18 protein-coding genes are annotated in these 20,500 nt (G+C 58.8%); 11 read left to right on the forward strand and 7 right to left on the reverse strand.

Features of this window, described 5'->3' with window-relative positions; all coding sequences use genetic code 11:
* The first annotated feature begins 26 nt into the window (after nucleotides 1–26).
* The gene (bglX, locus tag BK659_RS25420; protein ID WP_123428186.1) at nucleotides 27–2,318 is read left to right on the forward strand and encodes a beta-glucosidase BglX; all 2,292 of its coding nucleotides are present in this window, start codon (nucleotides 27–29) and stop codon (nucleotides 2,316–2,318) included.
* Nucleotides 2,319–2,457: 139 nt separating this feature from the next.
* On the opposite strand, the gene BK659_RS25425 is transcribed toward bglX, so the two are convergent.
* The 5 genes from BK659_RS25425 to BK659_RS25445 all read right to left on the reverse strand — a co-directional run bounded on the left by BK659_RS25425 (nucleotide 2,458) and on the right by BK659_RS25445 (nucleotide 6,779).
* On the reverse strand, nucleotides 2,458–3,615 hold the full coding sequence (locus BK659_RS25425; protein WP_123428187.1) for a phospholipase D-like domain-containing protein: 1,158 nt from the start codon (nucleotides 3,613–3,615) through the stop codon (nucleotides 2,458–2,460).
* Nucleotide 3,616: 1 nt separating this feature from the next.
* Nucleotides 3,617–4,207 carry a YceI family protein gene (locus BK659_RS25430; RefSeq protein WP_123428188.1) on the reverse strand — a complete coding sequence of 197 codons (591 nt, stop codon included), beginning with the start codon at nucleotides 4,205–4,207 and terminating at the stop codon, nucleotides 3,617–3,619.
* An 84-nt stretch (nucleotides 4,208–4,291) separates the two neighbouring features.
* Nucleotides 4,292–4,618, reverse strand: a complete 327-nt coding sequence (locus BK659_RS25435; RefSeq protein ID WP_123428189.1) for an amidase — start codon at nucleotides 4,616–4,618, stop codon at nucleotides 4,292–4,294.
* Nucleotides 4,615–5,709, reverse strand: coding sequence for a serine hydrolase domain-containing protein (locus BK659_RS25440; RefSeq protein WP_123428191.1), 1,095 nt, complete (start codon nucleotides 5,707–5,709; stop codon nucleotides 4,615–4,617). Before BK659_RS25440 ends, BK659_RS25435 begins: the two co-directional genes overlap by 4 nt.
* Nucleotides 5,710–5,891: 182 nt before the next feature.
* Nucleotides 5,892–6,779, reverse strand: a complete 888-nt coding sequence (locus tag BK659_RS25445) for an acyl-CoA dehydrogenase middle domain-containing protein (protein WP_123428193.1) — start codon at nucleotides 6,777–6,779, stop codon at nucleotides 5,892–5,894.
* 140 nt (nucleotides 6,780–6,919) lie between these two features.
* Between BK659_RS25445 and olsB the strand changes: the two genes are divergently transcribed.
* Together olsB and BK659_RS25455 are read left to right on the forward strand one after the other, a co-directional pair.
* A complete protein-coding gene (olsB, locus tag BK659_RS25450) occupies nucleotides 6,920–7,675 on the forward strand; it encodes an L-ornithine N(alpha)-acyltransferase (protein WP_123428195.1) in 756 nt (251 codons plus the stop codon).
* Complete coding sequence (locus BK659_RS25455; protein WP_123428197.1) at nucleotides 7,675–8,466, forward strand: lysophospholipid acyltransferase family protein; 792 nt, start codon at nucleotides 7,675–7,677, stop codon at nucleotides 8,464–8,466. The genes olsB and BK659_RS25455 overlap by 1 nt, the downstream gene beginning before the upstream one ends.
* A 100-nt stretch (nucleotides 8,467–8,566) precedes the next feature.
* Here the strand turns inward: BK659_RS25455 and BK659_RS25460 are convergent, their stop codons facing one another.
* Nucleotides 8,567–9,142: an acyl carrier protein phosphodiesterase gene (locus BK659_RS25460; RefSeq protein WP_123428200.1), complete on the reverse strand. Its 576-nt coding sequence runs from the start codon at nucleotides 9,140–9,142 to the stop codon at nucleotides 8,567–8,569.
* Between the two features lie 169 nt (nucleotides 9,143–9,311).
* Between BK659_RS25460 and BK659_RS25465 the strand changes: the two genes are divergently transcribed.
* From BK659_RS25465 to BK659_RS25485, 5 genes are all read left to right on the forward strand, one after another.
* Entirely contained in the window at nucleotides 9,312–9,617 is a 306-nt protein-coding gene (locus BK659_RS25465; protein ID WP_054596057.1) for an ArsR/SmtB family transcription factor, read from the forward strand.
* A gap of 34 nt (nucleotides 9,618–9,651) precedes the next feature.
* Nucleotides 9,652–10,818: an MFS transporter gene (locus BK659_RS25470; protein WP_123428202.1), complete on the forward strand. Its 1,167-nt coding sequence runs from the start codon at nucleotides 9,652–9,654 to the stop codon at nucleotides 10,816–10,818.
* A gap of 22 nt (nucleotides 10,819–10,840) precedes the next feature.
* Nucleotides 10,841–11,890 (forward strand): alkene reductase, encoded by a 1,050-nt coding sequence (locus BK659_RS25475; protein ID WP_123428204.1) that lies wholly within the window; start codon nucleotides 10,841–10,843, stop codon nucleotides 11,888–11,890.
* Nucleotides 11,891–12,140: 250 nt separating this feature from the next.
* Nucleotides 12,141–12,773 (forward strand): hypothetical protein, encoded by a 633-nt coding sequence (locus tag BK659_RS25480; RefSeq protein WP_123428206.1) that lies wholly within the window; start codon nucleotides 12,141–12,143, stop codon nucleotides 12,771–12,773.
* Between the two features lie 98 nt (nucleotides 12,774–12,871).
* Nucleotides 12,872–13,525 (forward strand): hypothetical protein, encoded by a 654-nt coding sequence (locus BK659_RS25485; RefSeq protein ID WP_123428207.1) that lies wholly within the window; start codon nucleotides 12,872–12,874, stop codon nucleotides 13,523–13,525.
* Nucleotides 13,526–13,803: 278 nt separating this feature from the next.
* On the opposite strand, the gene emhR is transcribed toward BK659_RS25485, so the two are convergent.
* A complete protein-coding gene (gene emhR / locus BK659_RS25490) occupies nucleotides 13,804–14,442 on the reverse strand; it encodes an efflux system transcriptional repressor EmhR (RefSeq protein ID WP_123428209.1) in 639 nt (212 codons plus the stop codon).
* A 265-nt stretch (nucleotides 14,443–14,707) separates the two neighbouring features.
* Between emhR and emhA the strand changes: the two genes are divergently transcribed.
* From emhA to adeC, 3 genes are read left to right on the forward strand one after another with little or no spacing between them, the layout of a single operon-like run.
* Nucleotides 14,708–15,865, forward strand: coding sequence for an efflux RND transporter periplasmic adaptor subunit EmhA (gene emhA, locus BK659_RS25500; protein WP_123428213.1), 1,158 nt, complete (start codon nucleotides 14,708–14,710; stop codon nucleotides 15,863–15,865).
* A gap of 3 nt (nucleotides 15,866–15,868) precedes the next feature.
* Complete coding sequence (emhB, locus tag BK659_RS25505) at nucleotides 15,869–19,036, forward strand: efflux RND transporter permease subunit EmhB (protein WP_123428215.1); 3,168 nt, start codon at nucleotides 15,869–15,871, stop codon at nucleotides 19,034–19,036.
* Nucleotides 19,033–20,493, forward strand: a complete 1,461-nt coding sequence (gene adeC / locus BK659_RS25510; RefSeq protein ID WP_123428217.1) for an AdeC/AdeK/OprM family multidrug efflux complex outer membrane factor — start codon at nucleotides 19,033–19,035, stop codon at nucleotides 20,491–20,493. The genes emhB and adeC overlap by 4 nt, the downstream gene beginning before the upstream one ends.
* Nucleotides 20,494–20,500: the final 7 nt, after the last annotated feature.

Here is a 20,500-nt window from a genome sequence, read left to right on the forward strand (position 1 = left end):
CGTTTAGGCTTTTGAGATCACTATTCATGAAGAAGCTGTGTTTGCTGGGCCTTTCCATCGGTCTGGCCAGTCACTCGGTATGGGCCGACACCAAGCCCGCCCCTATTGAGAACAAGGACGCTTTCGTCAGCAATCTGATGAAACAGATGACCCTGGACGAAAAAATCGGTCAATTGCGTTTGATCAGCATCGGCCCGGAAATGCCCCGCGAGCTGATCCGCAAGGAAATCGCCGCTGGCAACATCGGCGGCACGTTCAACTCGATCACCCGTCCGGAAAACCGTCCGATGCAGGACGCGGCCATGCGCAGCCGGTTAAAGATCCCGATGTTCTTCGCCTATGACGTGATCCACGGCCACCGGACCATTTTCCCGATCCCGCTGGCCCTGGCCTCAAGCTGGGACATGGATGCGATTGGCCGCAGCGGGCGCATCGCCGCCAAGGAAGCCGCGGCTGACAGCCTCGACATCACCTTCGCGCCGATGGTCGACATCTCCCGTGACCCGCGTTGGGGCCGCACCTCCGAAGGTTTCGGTGAAGACACCTACCTGGTCTCGCGCATCGCCAAAGTGATGGTCAAGGCCTATCAGGGCGAGACCCCGAGCGCGGCCGACAGCATCATGGCCAGCGTCAAGCATTTCGCCCTGTACGGCGCGGTCGAAGGCGGTCGCGACTACAACACCGTCGACATGAGCCCGGTGAAGATGTACCAGGACTACCTGCCACCGTACCGCGCCGCCATTGATGCCGGCGCCGGTGGGGTGATGGTTGCACTGAACTCGATCAACGGCATACCGGCCACTGCCAACCTGTGGCTGATGCAGGACTTGCTGCGCAAAGAGTGGGGCTTCAAGGGCCTGGCAGTCAGTGACCACGGGGCGATCTTCGAGCTGATCAAGCACGGCGTGGCCCGTGACGGTCGCGAAGCGGCGAAGCTGGCGATCAAGGCCGGCATCGACATGAGCATGAACGACACCCTGTACGGCAAGGAATTGCCGGGGCTGCTGAAGTCCGGCGAGATCCAGCAGAGCGACATCGACAACGCCGTGCGTGAAGTGCTGGGCGCCAAGTACGACATGGGCCTGTTCAAAGACCCGTACCTGCGGATCGGCAAGGCTGAGGATGACCCGGCCGACACCTACGCCGACAGCCGTCTGCACCGCGCCGAAGCCCGTGACGTTGCCCGTCGCAGCATGGTGTTGCTGAAGAACCAGAACGAAACCCTGCCACTGAAGAAAACCGCAAAAATCGTTCTGGTCGGTCCACTGGCCAAGGCACCGATCGACATGATGGGCAGCTGGGCGGCTGCCGGTAAACCGGAACAATCGGTCACCCTGTTGGATGGCATGACCCATGCCCTCGGCGATCAGGCCAAGCTGACTTACGTCCGTGGCGCCAACATCACCGAGGACAAGAAAGTCCTCGATTACCTGAACTTCCTCAACTTCGATGCTCCGGAAGTGGTGAATGATCCGCGCTCGGCGCAGGTCATGATCGACGAAGCGGTGAAAGCGGCTCAGCAGTCCGATGTCATCGTGGCAGCAGTCGGTGAGTCGCGTGGCATGTCCCACGAGTCCTCAAGCCGTACCGACCTGAACATCCCGGCCAACCAGCGCGACCTGATCAAGGCCCTGAAAGCCACCGGTAAACCGCTGGTGCTGGTGCTGATGAACGGCCGTCCGCTGACGATTCTCGAAGAGAAGGAACAGGCTGACGCGATCCTCGAAACCTGGTTCACCGGCACCGAAGGCGGCAACGCGATTGCCGACGTCCTGTTCGGCGACTACAACCCGTCCGGCAAGCTGCCGATCAGCATCCCGCGTTCGGTAGGGCAGATTCCGACCTACTACAACCACCTGAGCATCGGTCGCCCGTTTACCCCAGGCAAACCGGGCAACTACACCTCGCAGTATTTCGATGACACCACCGGTCCTCTGTTTCCATTCGGCTACGGTCTGAGCTACACCAGCTTCAGCCTGTCGGACATGGCCCTGTCGTCGACCACGCTGAACAAGACCGGCAAGATCGACGCCAGCGTGACCGTTAAAAACACCGGCAAGCGCGACGGCGAAACGGTGGTGCAGCTGTACATTCAGGACGTGGTCGGTTCGATGATTCGCCCACTCAAGGAACTGAAGAACTTCCAGAAGGTAATGCTCAAGGCTGGCGAACAGAAAGTCATCCACTTCACCATCGAAGAGGACGACCTGAAGTTCTACAACGCCCAGCTCAAATACGCGGCAGAACCTGGCAAGTTCAACGTGCAGATCGGCCTCGATTCCGAGGACGTGACGCAGCAGAGCTTCGAGTTGCTTTAACCTGAAGTCACATGAAGTACCTGTGGGAGCGAGCTTGCTCGCGATAGCGGAGTAACAGTCAACATCAATGTTGAAGGTGAAATCGTCATCGCGAGCAAGCTCGCTCCCACATTGTTTTTTGGTGTTTGGGGGATTGTGTTCAGCCCCGCCGATCCAGCAGATTCACCACCAGCCGATCCACCCATCCCCACACCCGCTGCTTGACCCGTCGCCATAATGGCCGGCGTTGCCATTCCTCAAGACTGACCCTTTGACTCAAGGCAAAGTCCTTCTCGAAACTTGCCGCCACCGCCAGGGTCAGCGTTGGGTCGAGGGCCTCCAGATTGGCTTCCAGGTTGAAGCGCAGATTCCAGTGATCGAAATTGCACGAGCCAATGCTCACCCAGTCATCGATCAGGACCATTTTCAGGTGCAGGAAACACGGCTGGTATTCGAAGATCTTCACCCCGGCCTTGAGCAGGCGTGGGTAATAGCGATGCCCGGCGTAGCGCACCGACGGGTGATCGGTGCGCGGCCCGGTCAGCAGCAGGCGCACATCGATGCCCCGTGCGGCGGCCTTGCGCAGCGAACGGCGGACTTTCCAGGTCGGCAGGAAGTAAGGCGTGGCCAGCCAGATGCGCCGCTGACCGCTGTTCAAGGCACGAAACAGCGACTGCAAAATGTCCCGGTGTTGCCTTGCGTCGGCATACGCCACCCGGCCCATCCCTTCGCCCATCGACGGCACCCGTGGCAAGCGCGGCAAACCGAAGTGTGAGGCGGGTTTCCAGGCATGGCGATGGCGGTTGGCGATCCATTGACGGTCAAACAGCAACTGCCAGTCGAGCACCAGCGGGCCGATGATTTCCACCATCACTTCATGCCACTCGCTGGTGTCATGGCCTGGCGTCCAGAACTCGTCGGTGACACCCGTACCGCCGACCACTGCCAGCGTCTGATCGACCAACAGCAACTTGCGATGGTCGCGGTAAAGATTGCGCACCCAGCGCCGCCAGCTCAACCGATTATAGAAACGCAGCTCCACGTCAGCTTCGATCAAGCGCCGCCGCAGGCTCAGAGTGAACGCCAGGCTGCCGTAATCATCGAACAGGCAACGTACGCGCACACCGCGCTCAGCCGCTTGCACCAGCGCCTGAACCAGCGCCTCGGCGCAGACGCCCGCCTCCACCAGGTACAGCTCCAGTTCGACCTGTTCCCGTGCATTGGCAATCGCCGCCAGCATCCGTGGAAAAAACTGCGGCCCGTCAATCAACAGCTCATAGCGATTGCCTTCGCGCCATGGAAACACTGCACCCTTCATGTCAGCGCGCCGTAAAAATCAGTACCGCACTTACCGGCACCGACAAACTGATGGCCGACAGACCGGCGACTTTGCGCAAGCTTTCCAGCCCTGGCAGCAGATCGAAATCCGCAGCGTTGAGAACCAGCGGTTCCAGGGTCACCACTTGAAAGCGTCGATCATCGAGCCGTGTCGCCAGCAACTCGACGTTGTAATCCTGCTCTTTGCCATGAAGGCTGACAGTGAGTGGCAAACGCAGTTCGAGTTGCGCGCCGGGGGCCAGGTCTTTGATCGGCCGCAGATCGATCTGCGCGCTGATCAGCGCCTCAGGGAACGTCTTGATCTCGAACAGCTCCTTGCGCATGCGCTCATCGCGCAGCGGAATTCCACTGTTGACCGACTCCAGTTCGACCTGCACTTGCGCCTGGCCTTTGGCGTCGACCTTGCCATGCAGCACCAGAAAACGCTGAACTTCGGAAAGGTTGGCGTTCTTGGTGGAAATAAACGACAAACGTGAGGACTCACCGTCCAGGTACCAGTCGGCGTGTGCGGGCAAGGTAACGAAAGCTAACGGCAGCAAAGCCAGGGTTGTGCAGCAAAACCGCTTGAACATAAACACTCATGGGCAAGTAAACCTGAGCCGAACCTTAGCCTGAGTGAACGCGCTTGCAAACCGCGCAGGGCAAAAGACCACCCCCTACGGAGTCAAGCGGCAACCCTGACGGGCACCGATCCATGCGGCGGTATGGCTGCGTCCCATGCCGCTGGCCGTCACACGCTTGTTTGGAGCGTCATCGAGAAACCCGCTAATGGGTACGTACTGCTTCACATAGCCTTGGCAATAGTCCGCCGGGTTGTTCTCGACGTAACGACACGAGCAATATTCCTTGGCGGTGTAGGCGCTGATGATGTCCGGGAAGGCCCATAACGCAACCCGCTCCTGCCAGATCCAGCCGAGCAACACGGCGATCAACAACAGCAACACGCTGAGCCGTGGTCGACGGCGAATAAAACCGAGGTTCATGGCTGCACCTTCTGCGCGAATGCCGCCAGCGCCAGTCGGAGCAATTCGTTATGCCGGTAACTGCCGTCGCGATCATCGCCGTAGCGCACGATCACCAGATTCTCGCTGGGCACCACATACAGCGCCTGCCCCCAATGGCCGAGTGCGGCGAAGGTGTCATCAGGTGCGTCCTCCCAGGGCCTCTCGGCGCCGTCGACCGCACGATTGAGCCACCAATGCCCCCCGGGGACGGCTTCATCCTGATTGGTTTTGAAGCGATTGAACGGTTGGCGGTTGAACTCGACCCAGTCCTTTGGCAGCAACTGCCGGTTACCCCAACGACCGTCGCGTTGCATCAGCAGGCCAATCCGCGCCAGATCGCGAGCCGTCATATAGGTATAGGACGAGGCAACAAAAGTCCCTGTGGCATCGGTTTCCCAAACTGCACTGCGTATGCCCAAGGGGCCGAACAATGCGCTCCATGGATAGTCGGCGTAGCGTTGCGCACCGACCATGGTCTTCAGCGTTGCGGACAGCAGATTGCTGTCACCGCTGGAATAACGAAACGCCTCGCCCGCTGCGCTGAACTCGTCATGGTCGGCGGCGAACGCTGCAATGTCCTGGCGTCCATGGGTGTAGAGCATCGCCACCACTGAAGAATTCAGCGGCGCATATTCATAACTTTCCTGCCAGTCCAACCCCGAGGCCCAATGCAGCAGATCGGCGATGGAAACATTCGGATGACTTTGCAAGGGTGGATAAAACTTCGCTGCCGGGTCCTGCAATTTGAACAAGCCTTCGCCATAGGCCACACCCAGCACCGCGGCCATCAGGCTTTTGCTGACGGACCAGGTCAGGTGCGGTGTGTCAGCCGTCGTGGCGCCGGCGTAACGTTCGTAGATCAATTGCCCGTCACGAATCACCAGCAAGGCATCGGTACGAACGCCTTTGCGAGTAACGTCGTCGCGCGGCGTAAAGGCGTAATCCTCCAACGCCTGAAGCGCCGGCCCAGTGGTTTTCGGGCCGGGCGACCAGTGCTCGGCAGGCCAGTTTTCTGCCAGAACAGGAAGACTGACCAGCAACATGAACAGCAGAGGCAGGCGTTTGAACACGGCAGACGCTCATAGGGATTAACCCTCTGAGCGTAGTCGAGATAAATGACAGTTCGAGAAATGCGCTGTCAGTGAGACCGTCATCGCGAGCAAGCTCGCTCCCACATTGGATTGATGCCATGTCGCGGTCTTGTGTTCTACACAAGCCCCTGTGGGAGCGAGCTTGCTCGCGATGAGGCCCTTCAGTTGAGCGAAGATCCCGCCAACGCCTTGGCCAACCGCTTGGCCCGCGCGCCCGCCGCCAGATCCAGCACCGCCTGATCGCGTTTCCACAACGCTGCCCATTGCGGCGGTCCGTCGGCAAAGGCTTCATTGAGCGACGCCTTGAGCCCTTCGAACTGCGCAAACAGCCCACCCAGCAACACATGCCCGGCGCTACTGTTCGGCGGTTGGCGGCTGGCTTCCGCGCACCCGGCCAACAGCGCCAGCAACTGCAGTTGCAGACCTTGCGGCCAGTCGCTGTCCCGACCGACACCGAACAACCAGGCACTCATGGCGCTGAGTACATAGATGTCTTCAAGGGTGCGGAACGGTTTGACGTACGCGTCCCAGCCATCGCCGGCGAGCAGTTCACACAGCGCATTGTCCAGATACAGCCGACCGTGACTGATGTCCGGCATCAACGCGATTGCCGGAAGCTTTTCAACCCGTACGCCAGGCTCGCCGGGATACACCACCGCCAGGCTCAAACGCGGTGACTGGCCCGTCTCCTCGCTGCGCGCGGCAATCAGCAGCCAATCCGCCGCATCGCCGGCGGTGACGAAATCCTTGCGTCCGCTCAAACGCAGATCCGCAAGGCGGGTTTGCATGTCCGCCGGGCGCAGGCTGCGCTGTTCGGTCGCACACAATGCACCCAGACTGGGTGGTGCGCTGGGCCACAGCATGCGCAACGCAGCCTGGTAACCCACCAGAAAGGCCAACCCCGGCGTTGCCATCATCCGCCCGCCGCGCACCGCCAACTCGAACGGCGTCACCGCGCCCAACACATGCAGCAACGTCGCATAACCCTCTGCCAGATCAAGGTTTTCGGGCTGGCGCTGATCGCAGTTCAACAGGGCTTGCCATGGCATAAACGGATCCTCAAGGGCTGTCACACAAGCATCACCAAAGCTTCATGGCGATGACACCGGGGCTACATAGCCTGACTTTGCACAACAAAGTCGATCGACTGCAACCCAAGACGGGTGAGCAGCCCGTACGGAGATTCGCAATGACTCAGATCGCCCGCATCAGCGACACCGGCAATGAACGCCGCCTGCAAGCCGAACGCCTGATCGGCGCGCAGGCTTTGCAGGAAGCCCAGGCCCTGCGCTTCAACGTTTTCAGCGGCGAGTTCAACGCCAAGCTCAAAGGCGCAGAGTTGGGTCTGGACATGGATGACTATGATGTTCACTGCGCCCACATTGGCGTGCGTGATTTGAATACCGGACGCCTGGTAGCGACCACACGCTTGCTCGACCACCAGGCCGCCAGCAGCCTGGGGCGTTTTTACAGCGAAGAAGAATTCAGCCTGCACGGCCTGGTGCATTTGCAAGGGCCGATCCTGGAAATCGGTCGCACCTGTGTCGACCCGGCCTACCGCAACGGCGGCACCATCGCCGTACTCTGGGGCGAACTGGCCGAAGTGCTGAATCAGGGCGGCTACAGCTACCTGATGGGTTGCGCGAGCATCCCGATGCAGGACGGCGGGATTCAGGCCCAGGCGATCATGCAGCGCTTGCGTGAACGCTATCTGTGCACTGAACACCTGCGCGCCGAGCCGAAAAAACCGCTGCCGGCCCTCGACATTCCGTCCAACGTGATCGCCGAAATGCCGCCACTGCTCAAGGCCTACATGCGCCTGGGCGCGAAGATCTGTGGCGAGCCGTGCTGGGATGAAGATTTCCAGGTCGCCGACGTGTTCATCCTGCTCAAGCGCGACGAACTGTGCCCGCGTTACGCCAAACACTTCAAGGCGGCCGTGTAATGCGCCGGTTACGGGTGTACGCGCGGATCGCGCGAGTGCTGCTGGTGGTTGCGCTGGGCTTGAGCATGGCCAGCGTGTTCGGGCTGTTCGAGCGCATGGGCGTGGCCAACTCGATGGTCCGGCGCCAACGCTGGTCGCGGTTTTTCATGACCCGGTTGAGCAATGCCCTGCCCTTTCGCGTGACGGTTCACGGCGAACTGCCGCAACAACCGATGCTCTGGGTCAGCAACCATGTGTCGTGGACCGACATCCCGCTGTTGGGCATGCTCACACCGCTGTCCTTTCTATCCAAGGCCGAAGTACGCACCTGGCCGGTCGCCGGTTGGCTCGCGGCCAAGGCCGGCAGCCTGTTCATTCGTCGCGGCTCGGGTGACAGCCAGTTGATTCGCAAACAGATGAGCCGTCATCTTGAACAGGACCATCCGCTGCTGATGTTCCCGGAAGGCACCACCACCGATGGTCGCTCGTTGCGCACCTTCCACGGTCGCTTGTTGTCCGCTGCCATCGACGCGGACGTGGCGCTGCAACCGGTGGCCGTTCGTTATCTGCGCGACGGCCAGATCGACCCGCTCGCACCGTTCATTGGCGATGACGACCTGCTCTCACACCTGATGCGCTTGTTCGCCAACGATCAGGGTGACGTCGAAATCCACCTGCTCAAACCGATTGCCTGCCACGGCCAGGAACGTGCGGCGCTGGCCTTTGCGGCGCAGCAAGCGGTGCAAAAGGCGTTGTTTGGAGCGTTGCCAGAAACACAGCCAACTCCGTTACGTCCGGCCATAGCCGCTTGACGCTGTACCCTGTGGGAGCGAGCTTGCTCGCGATAGCGGTTTGTCAGTCACCGACAATGTTGGCTGTCAGGCCCTCATCGCGAGCAAGCTCGCTCCCACATTAGATTCGTGGCGTTGCAGCGAATGCCTGCAACTGCGGATAGAACAACCGAAAATCATCACTCAACGGTTCATACAACCGTCGCAGTTCATCCATCGCCGCGGCCAGTTCTTCAGGCCGCGACAGGCGCCGTGAAATCCCCCGCAGCACCTGGTCCAGCACTGCAAACTCCCGATAAGAACCGAGCCAGTCATTCGCTGCCATGTGCGGAGCGATCTGCGCCAGCCGCCCTGGCAACTGCTGTTCAGCAGCCAGCACCCGGTACACATCCGCGGTGAAATGCGAAAGCGGCAGGTCGGCATACTGCGCCCAATCCCGCGCCAGGCAATGATCGAAAAACACATCGAGCACGATGCCGGCATACCGCCGTCGCGTCAGCGTAAACCGCGACAGCGCCACATCGACCAACGGATGGCGGTCGGTAAACACGTCGATGCTGCGATGCAACTGAATGGCCGCTTCGATCTCCGGATTGAACTGCCCTTGCAGCCGACCTTTGACGAAGTCGCCATACAAACTGCCGAGCAATTGACCGGGACGCTGGCCACCGAGGTGAAGATGTGCGAGATAGTTCATGGGCGCAGCTTAGCACTGCCCCCTTGTATTTTTACAACCAACATATCGTTATAACTCGATATACCGATTTAGGTTGACCTCAGACCAAAATCATATTTGTATATCGCGAAATACCGATTTAAAGTTCGCTTCATCGCGATATAACGTTTTACCCAACCCGAGCACTGCCATGTCCACCATCGACCTCGACGAAATAATAAAAGCCCTGGCGCATCCAGTACGGCGAGAAATCCTGCACTGGCTCAAAGATCCGACCGTCGAATTCCCCGACCAGTCCCACAGCAACGAGCACGGTGTCTGCGCCGGGCAGATCGATCAACGTTGCGGCTTGTCGCAGTCCACTGTTTCCGCCCATCTGGCGACCCTGCAACGCGCCGGCCTGATCAGCAGCCGTAAAGTCGGCCAGTGGCATTTTTTCAAACGCAACGAGGAAACCATTCAGGAATTCCTCCGCACCTTCAGCAAAGAGCTCTGACCCTTTACGTCAGTACGCCGATAAGGAATCAACAATGCCCCTCTCGCTCCTCATTCTGGCCCTGAGCGCCTTCGCCATCGGCACCACCGAGTTCGTCATCATGGGCTTGCTGCCCGATGTGGCGGCCGACCTCGGTGTTTCGATCCCCGGCGCTGGCTGGCTGGTGACCGGCTACGCCCTGGGCGTCGCCATCGGTGCGCCGTTCATGGCAATGGCCACCGCCAAATTGCCACGCAAGGCTGCGCTGGTCGCGTTGATGGGTATTTTCATCGTCGGCAATCTGCTCTGCGCCCTGGCCAGTGATTACGAGGTGCTGATGTTCGCCCGTGTCGTCACCGCCCTGTGCCACGGCGCATTCTTCGGTATCGGCTCAGTGGTGGCGGCAGGTCTGGTGCCCGCCAACAAACGTGCTTCGGCGGTTGCCCTGATGTTCACCGGCCTGACCCTGGCCAACGTGCTTGGCGTACCGCTGGGCACCGCACTGGGTCAGGAAGCCGGTTGGCGTTCGACCTTCTGGGCGGTGACCGTGATCGGTGTAATCGCGCTGATCGGCCTGATCCGCTTCCTGCCCGCCAAACGCGACGAAGAGAAGCTCGACATGCGTGCCGAACTGGCCGCCCTCAAAGGCGCCGGGATCTGGCTGTCGCTGAGCATGACCGTACTGTTCTCTGCGTCCATGTTCACCCTCTTCACTTACGTCGCACCGCTGCTGGGCGACGTCACCGGAGTTTCGCCCAAAGGCGTGACCTGGACCCTGCTGCTGATCGGCCTCGGCCTGACAGTCGGCAACATCATCGGCGGAAAACTGGCGGACAAGCGCCTGGCCGCGACCTTGATCGGCGTGTTCATTTCCATGGCGGTGGTCTCGACCGCGCTGAGCTGGACCAGCGTCGCCGTGATTCCGACCGAAATCACGCTGTTCCTTTGGGCCACCGCGGCCTTCGCCGCCGTACCGGCGCTGCAAGTCAACGTGGTGACCTTCGGCAAAGCCGCGCCAAACCTGGTGTCGACCCTGAACATTGGCGCTTTCAACCTTGGCAACGCCTTGGGTGCCTGGGTCGGCGGCAGCGTCATCGCCCACGGTTTCGGGCTGGCCAGCGTGCCCCTTGCGGCCGCTGCTCTGGCGATCCTGGCGCTGCTGGTGACGCTGATTACTTTCCGTCAGAGCGGCAATGCCGAGCTGGCTCCTGCTACTAACTGATCACTAACGAGGGTTGTATCCCATGACGACTATTTTCGATCCGATCAAACTTGGCGACCTGCAACTGGCGAACCGCATCATCATGGCGCCGCTGACCCGCTGCCGCGCTGACGAAGGCCGTGTGCCAAACGCGCTGATGGCTGAATACTACGTGCAGCGCGCCTCTGCCGGCCTGATCCTCAGCGAGGCCACTTCGGTCACGCCGATGGGCGTCGGCTACCCGGACACCCCGGGCATCTGGTCCAACGACCAGGTGCGTGGCTGGAGCAACGTGACCAAAGCGGTCCACGGCGCCGGCGGCAAAATCTTCCTGCAGTTGTGGCACGTTGGCCGGGTTTCCCACCCTTCCTACCTGAACGGCGAAGCGCCGGTTGCACCAAGCGCCATCCAGCCAAAAGGCCACGTCAGCCTGGTTCGCCCACTGGCCGACTTCCCAACGCCGCGCGCACTGGAAACCGCTGAAATCGCCGACATCGTCGACGCTTATCGCGTCGGTGCGGAAAACGCCAAAGCCGCCGGTTTCGACGGCGTGGAAATCCACGGCGCGAACGGTTACCTGCTCGACCAGTTCCTGCAAAGCAGCACCAACCAGCGCACCGACAACTACGGCGGCTCCCTGGAAAACCGTGCTCGCCTGTTGCTGGAAGTGACCGACGCCGCGATCGAAGTCTGGGGCGCGGGCCGCGTAGGCGTGCATCTGGCTCCACGCGCCGACTCCCATGACATGGGCGACGACAATCTGGCCGAAACCTTCCTCTATGTCGCTCGCGAACTGGGCAAACGCGGCATCGCGTTCATTTGCTCCCGCGAGAAAGAAGCCGGCGATAGCCTGGGCCCGCAGCTGAAAGAAGCCTTCGGCGGCCCGTACATCGCCAACGAGCGTTTCACCAAAGACAGCGCCAACGCCTGGCTCGCCAGTGGCAAGGCCGATGCGGTTGCCTTCGGTGTGCCGTTCATTGCAAACCCGGACCTGCCAGCACGTTTGCAGGCCGATGCGCCGTTGAACGAAGCGCGTCCGGAACTGTTCTATGGCAAAGGGCCGGTCGGTTATATCGACTATCCGGTGATGTAAGTTTCGACATTTAAATGAAAAAGCCCCGACTCGAAAGAGCCGGGGCTTTTTCATTATTAATAATCACCACACATCGCCCACCACCAAACTATCGCAACCTTATTAACTACAAACACTCCAACCGAACAAAAACAATTAGAAAAAAACATTAACTATTCAACAACCCCATCAACATCGATACTCAACCCGCCACAGCTAAACCCTGACAACGATAACCAACAACACATATATATCACCAAAAGGAATTGGCATGAACGAGGACCGCACTGGATCTTCTGAGCAGTACCACGAGAATGGACGATCACCAGAAAGCTATAGGTGGGAGCACGAGCGAAAAGAAGCAAAGCGTAAAGAAAAGGAGATCAACGATGAGAATGAACGTCTAGACAATGACGAAAAAACAATTAACGCCGAAATTGAAAAGCGTAAAAATGCGCACTGGAAACAATTTAGCCAAAGCAATAACGAAATAAGGTTATTAATCTTCATCCACAACAACACCTCTGAAACGATCCAATTAATCGATACAGACTTCGACGTCGAGGACATGTCCGGATGTGATATCCCACCTTACGAAATCGCCACGATGGATGCAAAGAAATATTTTGACTCCAACAGACTTTCAGCTGTTACTGCCCGCAACCAAACGTTTATCAAGAAGTTTTTCACTTATGGCGCAGGCGACATGAAGTGTCATTTTGATACAACCATGGTAGTGAAGTCCTCGTTCGGTGTTTTTACGACTACATTGACGCCGACTTGGGCCCATCAAGCAAGCTCCATGGGCCGAAAAAAACTGGTTTGCTCATCCCGATTGAGAGCACACGTACCCGCAGCGCCTTACAGCTACTGCCTGGATATCCATATCGGACAAGAACAGTAGCTCATCCCATAAGAGCGTCTACCTCGCCCCCAATAGAACCTGAAAACATACGATATTAAAAATCAACTATTCAAACACCCAAAACAAAAGGACACAGAATGAACAGCAACTTTCTTAATAAACTTATCAATCTCGCCCCAAGTGTAGACCTGATCGGGTACATAAAAAAAACGGCTGACGAAGCAAAACAGCACCACTTAGCCGAGGAGGAACGCAGAATCACGTTCAGCTCATCGGCAGGAAAAATATCACGGAGCATGATACATCAAGAGCAGTTCAAAGACGCCATATTTCGCGGCGAGGATATCGTAGATAAAAACACCATTAGCACGGTATATTTTATTACCAACAATACATCCGATAGACTCGAACTCATCAACACCAATACCAAAGTAAGCATCTCCCCGCCGTCAATACGTTTCCTTGACCCTTATGAAGCCACATACTTTTGCGAAAGAACAGTATGCAAGTTCAAAGAACTGGGTCCCACCCATCCAAATAACAGAGTACATGCACAACGATTTTTTATTTACAGCAACGCCACCACCGACAAAATTTTCGTGATCGAAACAAACTTCCGACTTAAAACTTCATCCAGCTACTACTCATCTGACGTCCCAACCAGGAATCACAGGGTAACTTCTATCGGTAGCACCCACCTACACTGCACATCCACATTGAAAAACACATTGAATGAAGCGCCTTACAGTTACCTGGTAGATATCCAGATCGGAGAAGCGTTCATTGCGTAAAATCTCTCCCCGCAGTGTTTTACAACGTTTGTCTGGCATCCGCACAACCGGCAGACCGTGAACATGAATCAGAGCGATGCCGTTGATCGGCTGCCCCACACCCTCAAAAACGGGGTCGCTCACACTCGTTAACAGACGCGCAACAAATCACCTACAAAATACGTAGCTCACTACCTATCAACCAGTCCCGCATCCGTATATAACAGCAGTCTGGTGCGAGAAGGCGAGCGAAGGAATGAACCTACGCTCGCCTGAAGTGTTGACACAACCGGACTCAATTACGCATTTTGTCGAAGGCTTGGGCTAAAGCGCAGCATGTCCAGCCCGGTATCGACCCAACGCGCGGCTTCAGCGTGCAGCTGGAAGCTGTCAGGCGCCAGCAGCCATTGGTACAGAATACCGTCGATATAGGCATGAATGCTGATCGCCGCACGGGCCGCGTCAAGCGTGTCCGGGAGCTGGCCCCGTTTCATCGCATTACGCAACGCCAGTTCGATACGCACATTGCACTCCAGGCTGACCGCGCGGCGCTGCTGGCGCAGATCACACATTTCATCGGTGAATTCGCACTTATGAAACAGAATCTCATTGATGCGTCGAGTCTTCGGGTCCAGGGCAACTTGATGAAACAAATGAATCAGCAGTTTGCGCATGCATCCCAGCGGATCCTCTTCGTCTTCACTTTCGCTCGCCCTGGCCATCTCATCCAGCGGCTCATGCAAGCTGTCGAGCATGGCCTGAACCAGATCCGCCTTGTTGCTGAAATGCCAGTAGATGGCCCCACGCGTAACGCCGGCCAGGGTGGCGATATCCGCCAGCGTCGTGCGCGCCACGCCCCGTTCGTAAAAGGCTTTCTCTGCCGCTTCGAGTATCTGGCTTCGGGTTTCTTGAGCTTCCTCTTTAGTGCGACGGACCATGCCAGTAAAACCTCAATCAGGAATGCTTCAGCGATGTCTGTGCACCGTCTGAACAAATGTGGGGCGAGCTCTCTGGGTCTCGTCCCCGGCCTACAATTCATGCCTTGCATCGACTTTTGTAACCGGGTGGGTACTGAGCAAGGCTATTTACAAACAACCATGAACGTAAGTATATTCCTTAGCAAGCTACTTATCCACCCGGCACAGTTTTTTTACCTTTCCACCTTTCTTGTGCGCATTTAGCGCGCCTGACCCGAGGATCTTCATGCAATTCAAGCCAGCTGTTACCGCTCTGGTTACTGCCGTCGCCCTGGCATCGCTGCTCAGCGGATGTAAAAAGGAAGAGGCGGCCCCTGCCGCTCCAGCCCCTCAGGTCGGCGTCGTAACCCTTCAACCTCAAGCCTTTACCCTGACATCCGAACTGCCGGGCCGCACCACGGCCTACCGCATCGCGGAAGTTCGCCCTCAGGTCAATGGCATCATTCTCAAGCGCCTGTTCAAAGAAGGCGGCGAAGTGAAGGAAGGCCAACAGCTTTATCAGATCGATCCTTCGGTCTATGAAGCCACGCTGAACAGTGCGCAAGCCAATCTGCAATCGACCAAGTCGATTTCCGATCGCTACAAACAACTGGTCAACGAGCAAGCCGTAAGCCGTCAGGAATACGACACGGCCGTGGCCAACCGGTTGCAATCGGAAGCGGCCCTGAAAAGCGCGCAGATCAATGTGCGCTACACCAAGGTTTACGCGCCGATTTCCGGTCGCATCGGCCGCTCTTCGGTCACCGAAGGCGCACTGGTCAACAATGGCCAGGCCGACGCCATGGCCGTGATCCAGCAGCTGGACCCGATCTATGTCGACGTTACCCAGTCCTCGGTCGAGCTGCTGGAACTGCGCCGCGAACTGGAAAGCGGTCGTCTGCAAAAGGCTGGCGAGAATGCCGCCATGGTCAAGCTGACTCTCGAAGACGGCAGCCAGTACAAGCAACAGGGCAAGCTTGAGTTCTCCGAAGTGTCGGTCGACCAGACCACCGGCTCCGTGACCTTGCGCGCGGTGTTCCCGAACCCTGACCACACCCTGCTGCCGGGCATGTTCGTTCATGCACAGCTGCAAGCCGGTGTGAACGCGGCGGCGATTCTTGCTCCGCAACAGGGCGTGACCCGTGACCTAAAAGGCACGCCAACCGCTCTGGTGGTCGGTGCGGATAACAAGGTCGAACTGCGCCAGCTCAAGGCCAGCCGCACCGTTGGCAGCCAATGGCTGGTTGAAGACGGCCTCAAGGCCGGCGATCGCTTGATCACCGAAGGTCTGCAATTCGTCAAACCGGGCGTTGTAGTCAAAGTCAGCGACGCCACTAACGTAGCCACGAAAGACCCGGCCCCTGCGCAGGCAACAAACAAAGTAGCAGGCGGCAAAGGGGAGTAAACCATGTCGAAATTTTTTATCGACCGTCCGATTTTCGCCTGGGTAATTGCCCTGGTGATCATGTTGGTCGGGGCTCTATCGATCCTCAAATTGCCGATCAACCAGTACCCGAGCATCGCCCCGCCGGCGATCGCCATTTCCGTCACCTACCCGGGTGCTTCTGCACAGACCGTGCAGGACACCGTGGTGCAAGTGATCGAGCAGCAGCTCAACGGTATCGATAACCTGCGTTATGTGTCCTCGGAAAGTAACTCCGACGGCAGCATGACCATTACCGCGACCTTCGAGCAGGGCACCAACTCCGATACCGCGCAGGTTCAGGTCCAGAACAAACTGAACCTGGCCACCCCGCTGCTGCCGCAAGAAGTGCAGCAACAGGGTATCCGTGTGACCAAGGCAGTGAAAAACTTCCTGATGGTTATCGGCGTGGTCTCGCACGACGGCAGCATGACCAAGGACGACCTGTCCAACTACATCGTTTCCAACATGCAGGACCCGATCTCGCGGACTGCGGGTGTGGGTGACTTCCAGGTGTTCGGTGCCCAGTACGCCATGCGTATCTGGCTCGATCCGGCCAAGTTGAACAACTTCAACCTGACCCCGGTCGATGTCAAAACCGCGATCGCCGCACAGAACGTCCAGGTTTCCTCCGGCCAGCTCGGCGGCCTGCCAGCCCTGCCCGGCCAGCAACTGAACGCCACGATCATCGGCAAGACCCGCTTGCAGACGGCCGAGCAGTTCAAGGAAATCCTGCTCCGAGTCAACAAGGACGGCTCGCAGGTTCGCCTGTCCGATGTCGCCGATGTCGGCCTCGGTGGTGAAAACTACAGCATCAGCGCCCAGTTCAACGGCAGCCCGGCGTCCGGTCTTGCGGTGAAACTGGCCAACGGTGCCAACGCCCTCGACACCGCCAAAGCCCTGCGCAAAACCATCAACGACCTCAAGCCGTTCTTCCCGGAAGGGATGGAAGTGGTGTTCCCGTACGACACCACGCCAGTGGTGACCGAGTCGATCAAGGGTGTCGTTGAAACCCTGGTCGAAGCGATCGTGCTGGTGTTCCTGGTGATGTTCCTGTTCCTGCAAAACTTCCGCGCCACGGTCATCACGACCATGACCGTACCGGTGGTTCTGCTGGGTACATTCGGGATCCTCGCGGCGTTCGGTTTCAGCATCAACACCCTGACCATGTTCGGCATGGTGCTCGCCATCGGCTTGCTGGTGGACGATGCCATCGTCGTGGTGGAAAACGTCGAACGGGTGATGAGCGAAGAAGGACTGTCGCCCAAGGAAGCCACCAAGAAATCCATGGGCCAGATCCAGGGTGCACTGGTCGGTATCGCCCTGGTTCTGTCGGCGGTACTGCTGCCGATGGCGTTCTTCAGCGGTTCGACCGGGGTGATCTACAAGCAGTTCTCGATCACCATCGTGTCGGCCATGGCGTTGTCGGTCATGGTGGCCTTGATCTTCACCCCGGCGCTTTGCGCCACCATGCTCAAGGCCATTCCGAAAGGCGAGCACGGCGTTCCGAAACGCGGCTTCTTCGGCTGGTTCAACCGCAACTTCGACCGTAGCGTCAAAAGCTACGAGCGCGGTGTCGGCAACATGCTCAAGCACAAGGCCCCGTTCCTGCTGGCCTACCTGGTCATCGTGGTCGGCATGATCTGGCTGTTCGCGCGGATCCCGACAGCGTTCCTCCCGGAAGAAGACCAGGGCGTACTGTTTGCCCAGGTCCAGACCCCGGCCGGCTCCACCTCCCAGCGTACCCAAGTGGTCGTGGACGAGATGCGAGAATTCCTGCTGCGTCCAGGCAAGGATGGCGGTGAAGGCGATGCGGTGAACTCGGTGTTTACCGTGACCGGCTTCAACTTCGCCGGTCGTGGCCAGAGCTCGGGCATGGCGTTCATCATGCTCAGACCATGGGACGAACGTAACGCCGACAACAGCGTGTTCAAGGTCGCTGCCCGCGCCCAACAACACTTCTTCACCTTCCGTGACGCCATGGTGTTCGCATTCGCGCCACCTGCGGTACTGGAATTGGGTAACGCCACCGGCTTCGACGTGTTCCTGCAGGACCGCGCCGGCATCGGTCACGACAAGTTGATGGCTGCCCGCAACCAGTTCCTCGGCATGGCGGCGCAGAGCAAGGTGCTGTCGCAGGTGCGTCCGAACGGCCTGAACGACGAGCCGCAATACCAACTGGAAATCGATGACGAAAAAGCCAGCGCCCTGGGCGTCACGATGAGCGATATCAACAACACCCTGTCGATTGCGCTGGGCAGTAGCTACGTCAACGACTTCATCGACCGTGGTCGAGTGAAAAAGGTTTACGTACAAGGTCAGCCAGGTGCTCGCATGAGCCCTGAAGACCTGAAGAAATGGTACGTACGCAACAGCCAGGGCACCATGGTTCCGTTCTCCGCGTTCGCCAAGGGCGAGTGGATCTACGGCTCGCCGAAACTGGCGCGTTATAACGGTGTAGAAGCAATGGAAATCCTCGGTGCTCCAGCGCCTGGTTACAGTACCGGTGAAGCCATGGCCGAAGTCGAAGCCCTGGCCCAGAAACTGCCGGCCGGTGTCGGTATTTCCTGGACCGGTCTGTCATACGAGGAACGTCTGTCCGGCTCGCAAGCACCTGCGCTGTACGCATTGTCATTGCTGATGGTCTTCCTCTGTCTGGCAGCGCTGTACGAAAGCTGGTCGATTCCGATTGCGGTAATGCTGGTTGTACCGCTGGGGATCATCGGTGCCTTGCTCGCTACCAGCCTGCGCGGCCTGTCCAACGACGTGTACTTCCAGGTAGGTCTGTTGACAACCATCGGTCTGGCGGCGAAAAACGCCATTCTGATTGTCGAGTTTGCCAAGGAACTGCATGAACAAGGGCGCAGCCTGGCGGACGCCGCCATCGAAGCGTGTCGGATGCGTCTGCGACCGATCATCATGACCTCGCTGGCCTTCGTCCTCGGTGTGGTACCTCTGGCCATTTCCACCGGCGCAGGTTCGGGTAGCCAGCATGCGATCGGTACCGGGGTAATCGGCGGTATGCTGACGGCCACGGTTCTGGCGATCTTCTGGGTCCCACTGTTCTTTGTCACTGTGTCGTCGATGGGTCAACGCAAAACTGCGGATCAGGATGACGGCGCTATAGAAACTCCTAAAGAGGCTGGCCAATGAGCAAGTCGCTACTCTCCCTAGCCGTCGCCGCGTTCGTGCTCGGTGGCTGCTCGCTGATACCGGATTATCAGCAGCCCGCGGCACCGATTGCGGCGCAATACCCACAAGGTCCGGCGTACTCGCCGGCCCAGGCCGCGAACCAGGCAGCCGCCGAACAAGGCTGGAAGCAGTTTTTCCATGACCCGGCGCTGCAACAGCTGATCCAGACCGCTCTGGAAAACAACCGCGACCTGCGTGTCGCGGCGCTGAACATCGACGCCTTTGCGGCTCAATACCGCATCTCGCGCGCCGACCTGTTCCCGGCCGTCTCGGCGACCGGCACCGGCAGCCGTCAGCGGGTTCCGGCGCGGGCCTCGCAGACCGGTGAAGCGGGTATCGTCAGTTCCTATTCAGCCACCGTGGGCGTCAGCGCCTATGAACTCGACCTGTTCGGTCGGGTTCGCAGCCTGAACGAACAAGCGCTGCAATCGTACTTCGCCACTGAAGAAGCACGCCGCAGCACCCAGATCAGCCTGGTGGCCAGCGTGGCCAATGCCTACCTGACCTGGCAGGCCGACAAGGAACAGCTGAAACTGTCCCAGGACACCCTCGCGACCTTCGAAGAAAGCTACCGGCTCACCAGCCGTAGCAACGAAGTCGGCGTGGCTTCGGCGCTGGACCTGAGCCAGTCGCGTACGGCCGTGGAGACTGCCCGGGTACAACAGGCGAAATTCACTCGCCTGGTTGCCCAGGATGAAAACAGCCTGGCGCTGCTGTTGGGCACCGGTATACCGGCCAACCTGGCAGCGAGCCAACCGCTGTCCGATGACCTGCTCAGCGAAGTGCCAGCCGGTCTGCCGTCCGACCTGCTGCAACGTCGCCCGGACATCCTTGAAGCCGAACACAAGCTCAAGGCCGCCAACGCCAACATCGGCGCGGCACGGGCAGCGTTCTTCCCGAGCATCAGCCTGACCGCCAATGCCGGCACCCTCAGCCCGGACCTCTCCGGTCTGTTCAAGGGTGGTTCGGGGACCTGGCTGTTCCAGCCACAAATCAACCTGCCGATCTTCAATGCAGGTAGCCTGAGCGCCAGCCTGGATTACTCGAAAATCCAGAAAGACATCACCATCGCGCAGTACGAGAAGTCGATCCAGACCGCCTTCCAGGAAGTCTCTGACGGCCTCGCCGCACGCCTGACCTTCAACGAACAGTTGCAGGCCCAGCGTGATCTGGTTGCCGCCAACCAGAACTACTACCGCCTGGCCGAGCGTCGCTACCGCATCGGTGTCGACAGCAACCTGACCTTCCTCGACGCCCAGCGTCAGTTGTTCAGCGCGCAGCAATCATTGATCACCGACCGCCTGTCGCAACTGGTCAGCGAAGTGAACCTGTACAAGGCGCTGGGTGGTGGCTGGAACGCGCAAACCGCGAAGAACGAACCGGTGAAGGAAGAAGCACCGAAGCTGAAGATGTTCTGATAACAAT

Source organism: Pseudomonas brassicacearum (assembly GCF_003732225.1).
GTDB classification, from domain to species: domain Bacteria; phylum Pseudomonadota; class Gammaproteobacteria; order Pseudomonadales; family Pseudomonadaceae; genus Aquipseudomonas; species Aquipseudomonas brassicacearum_E.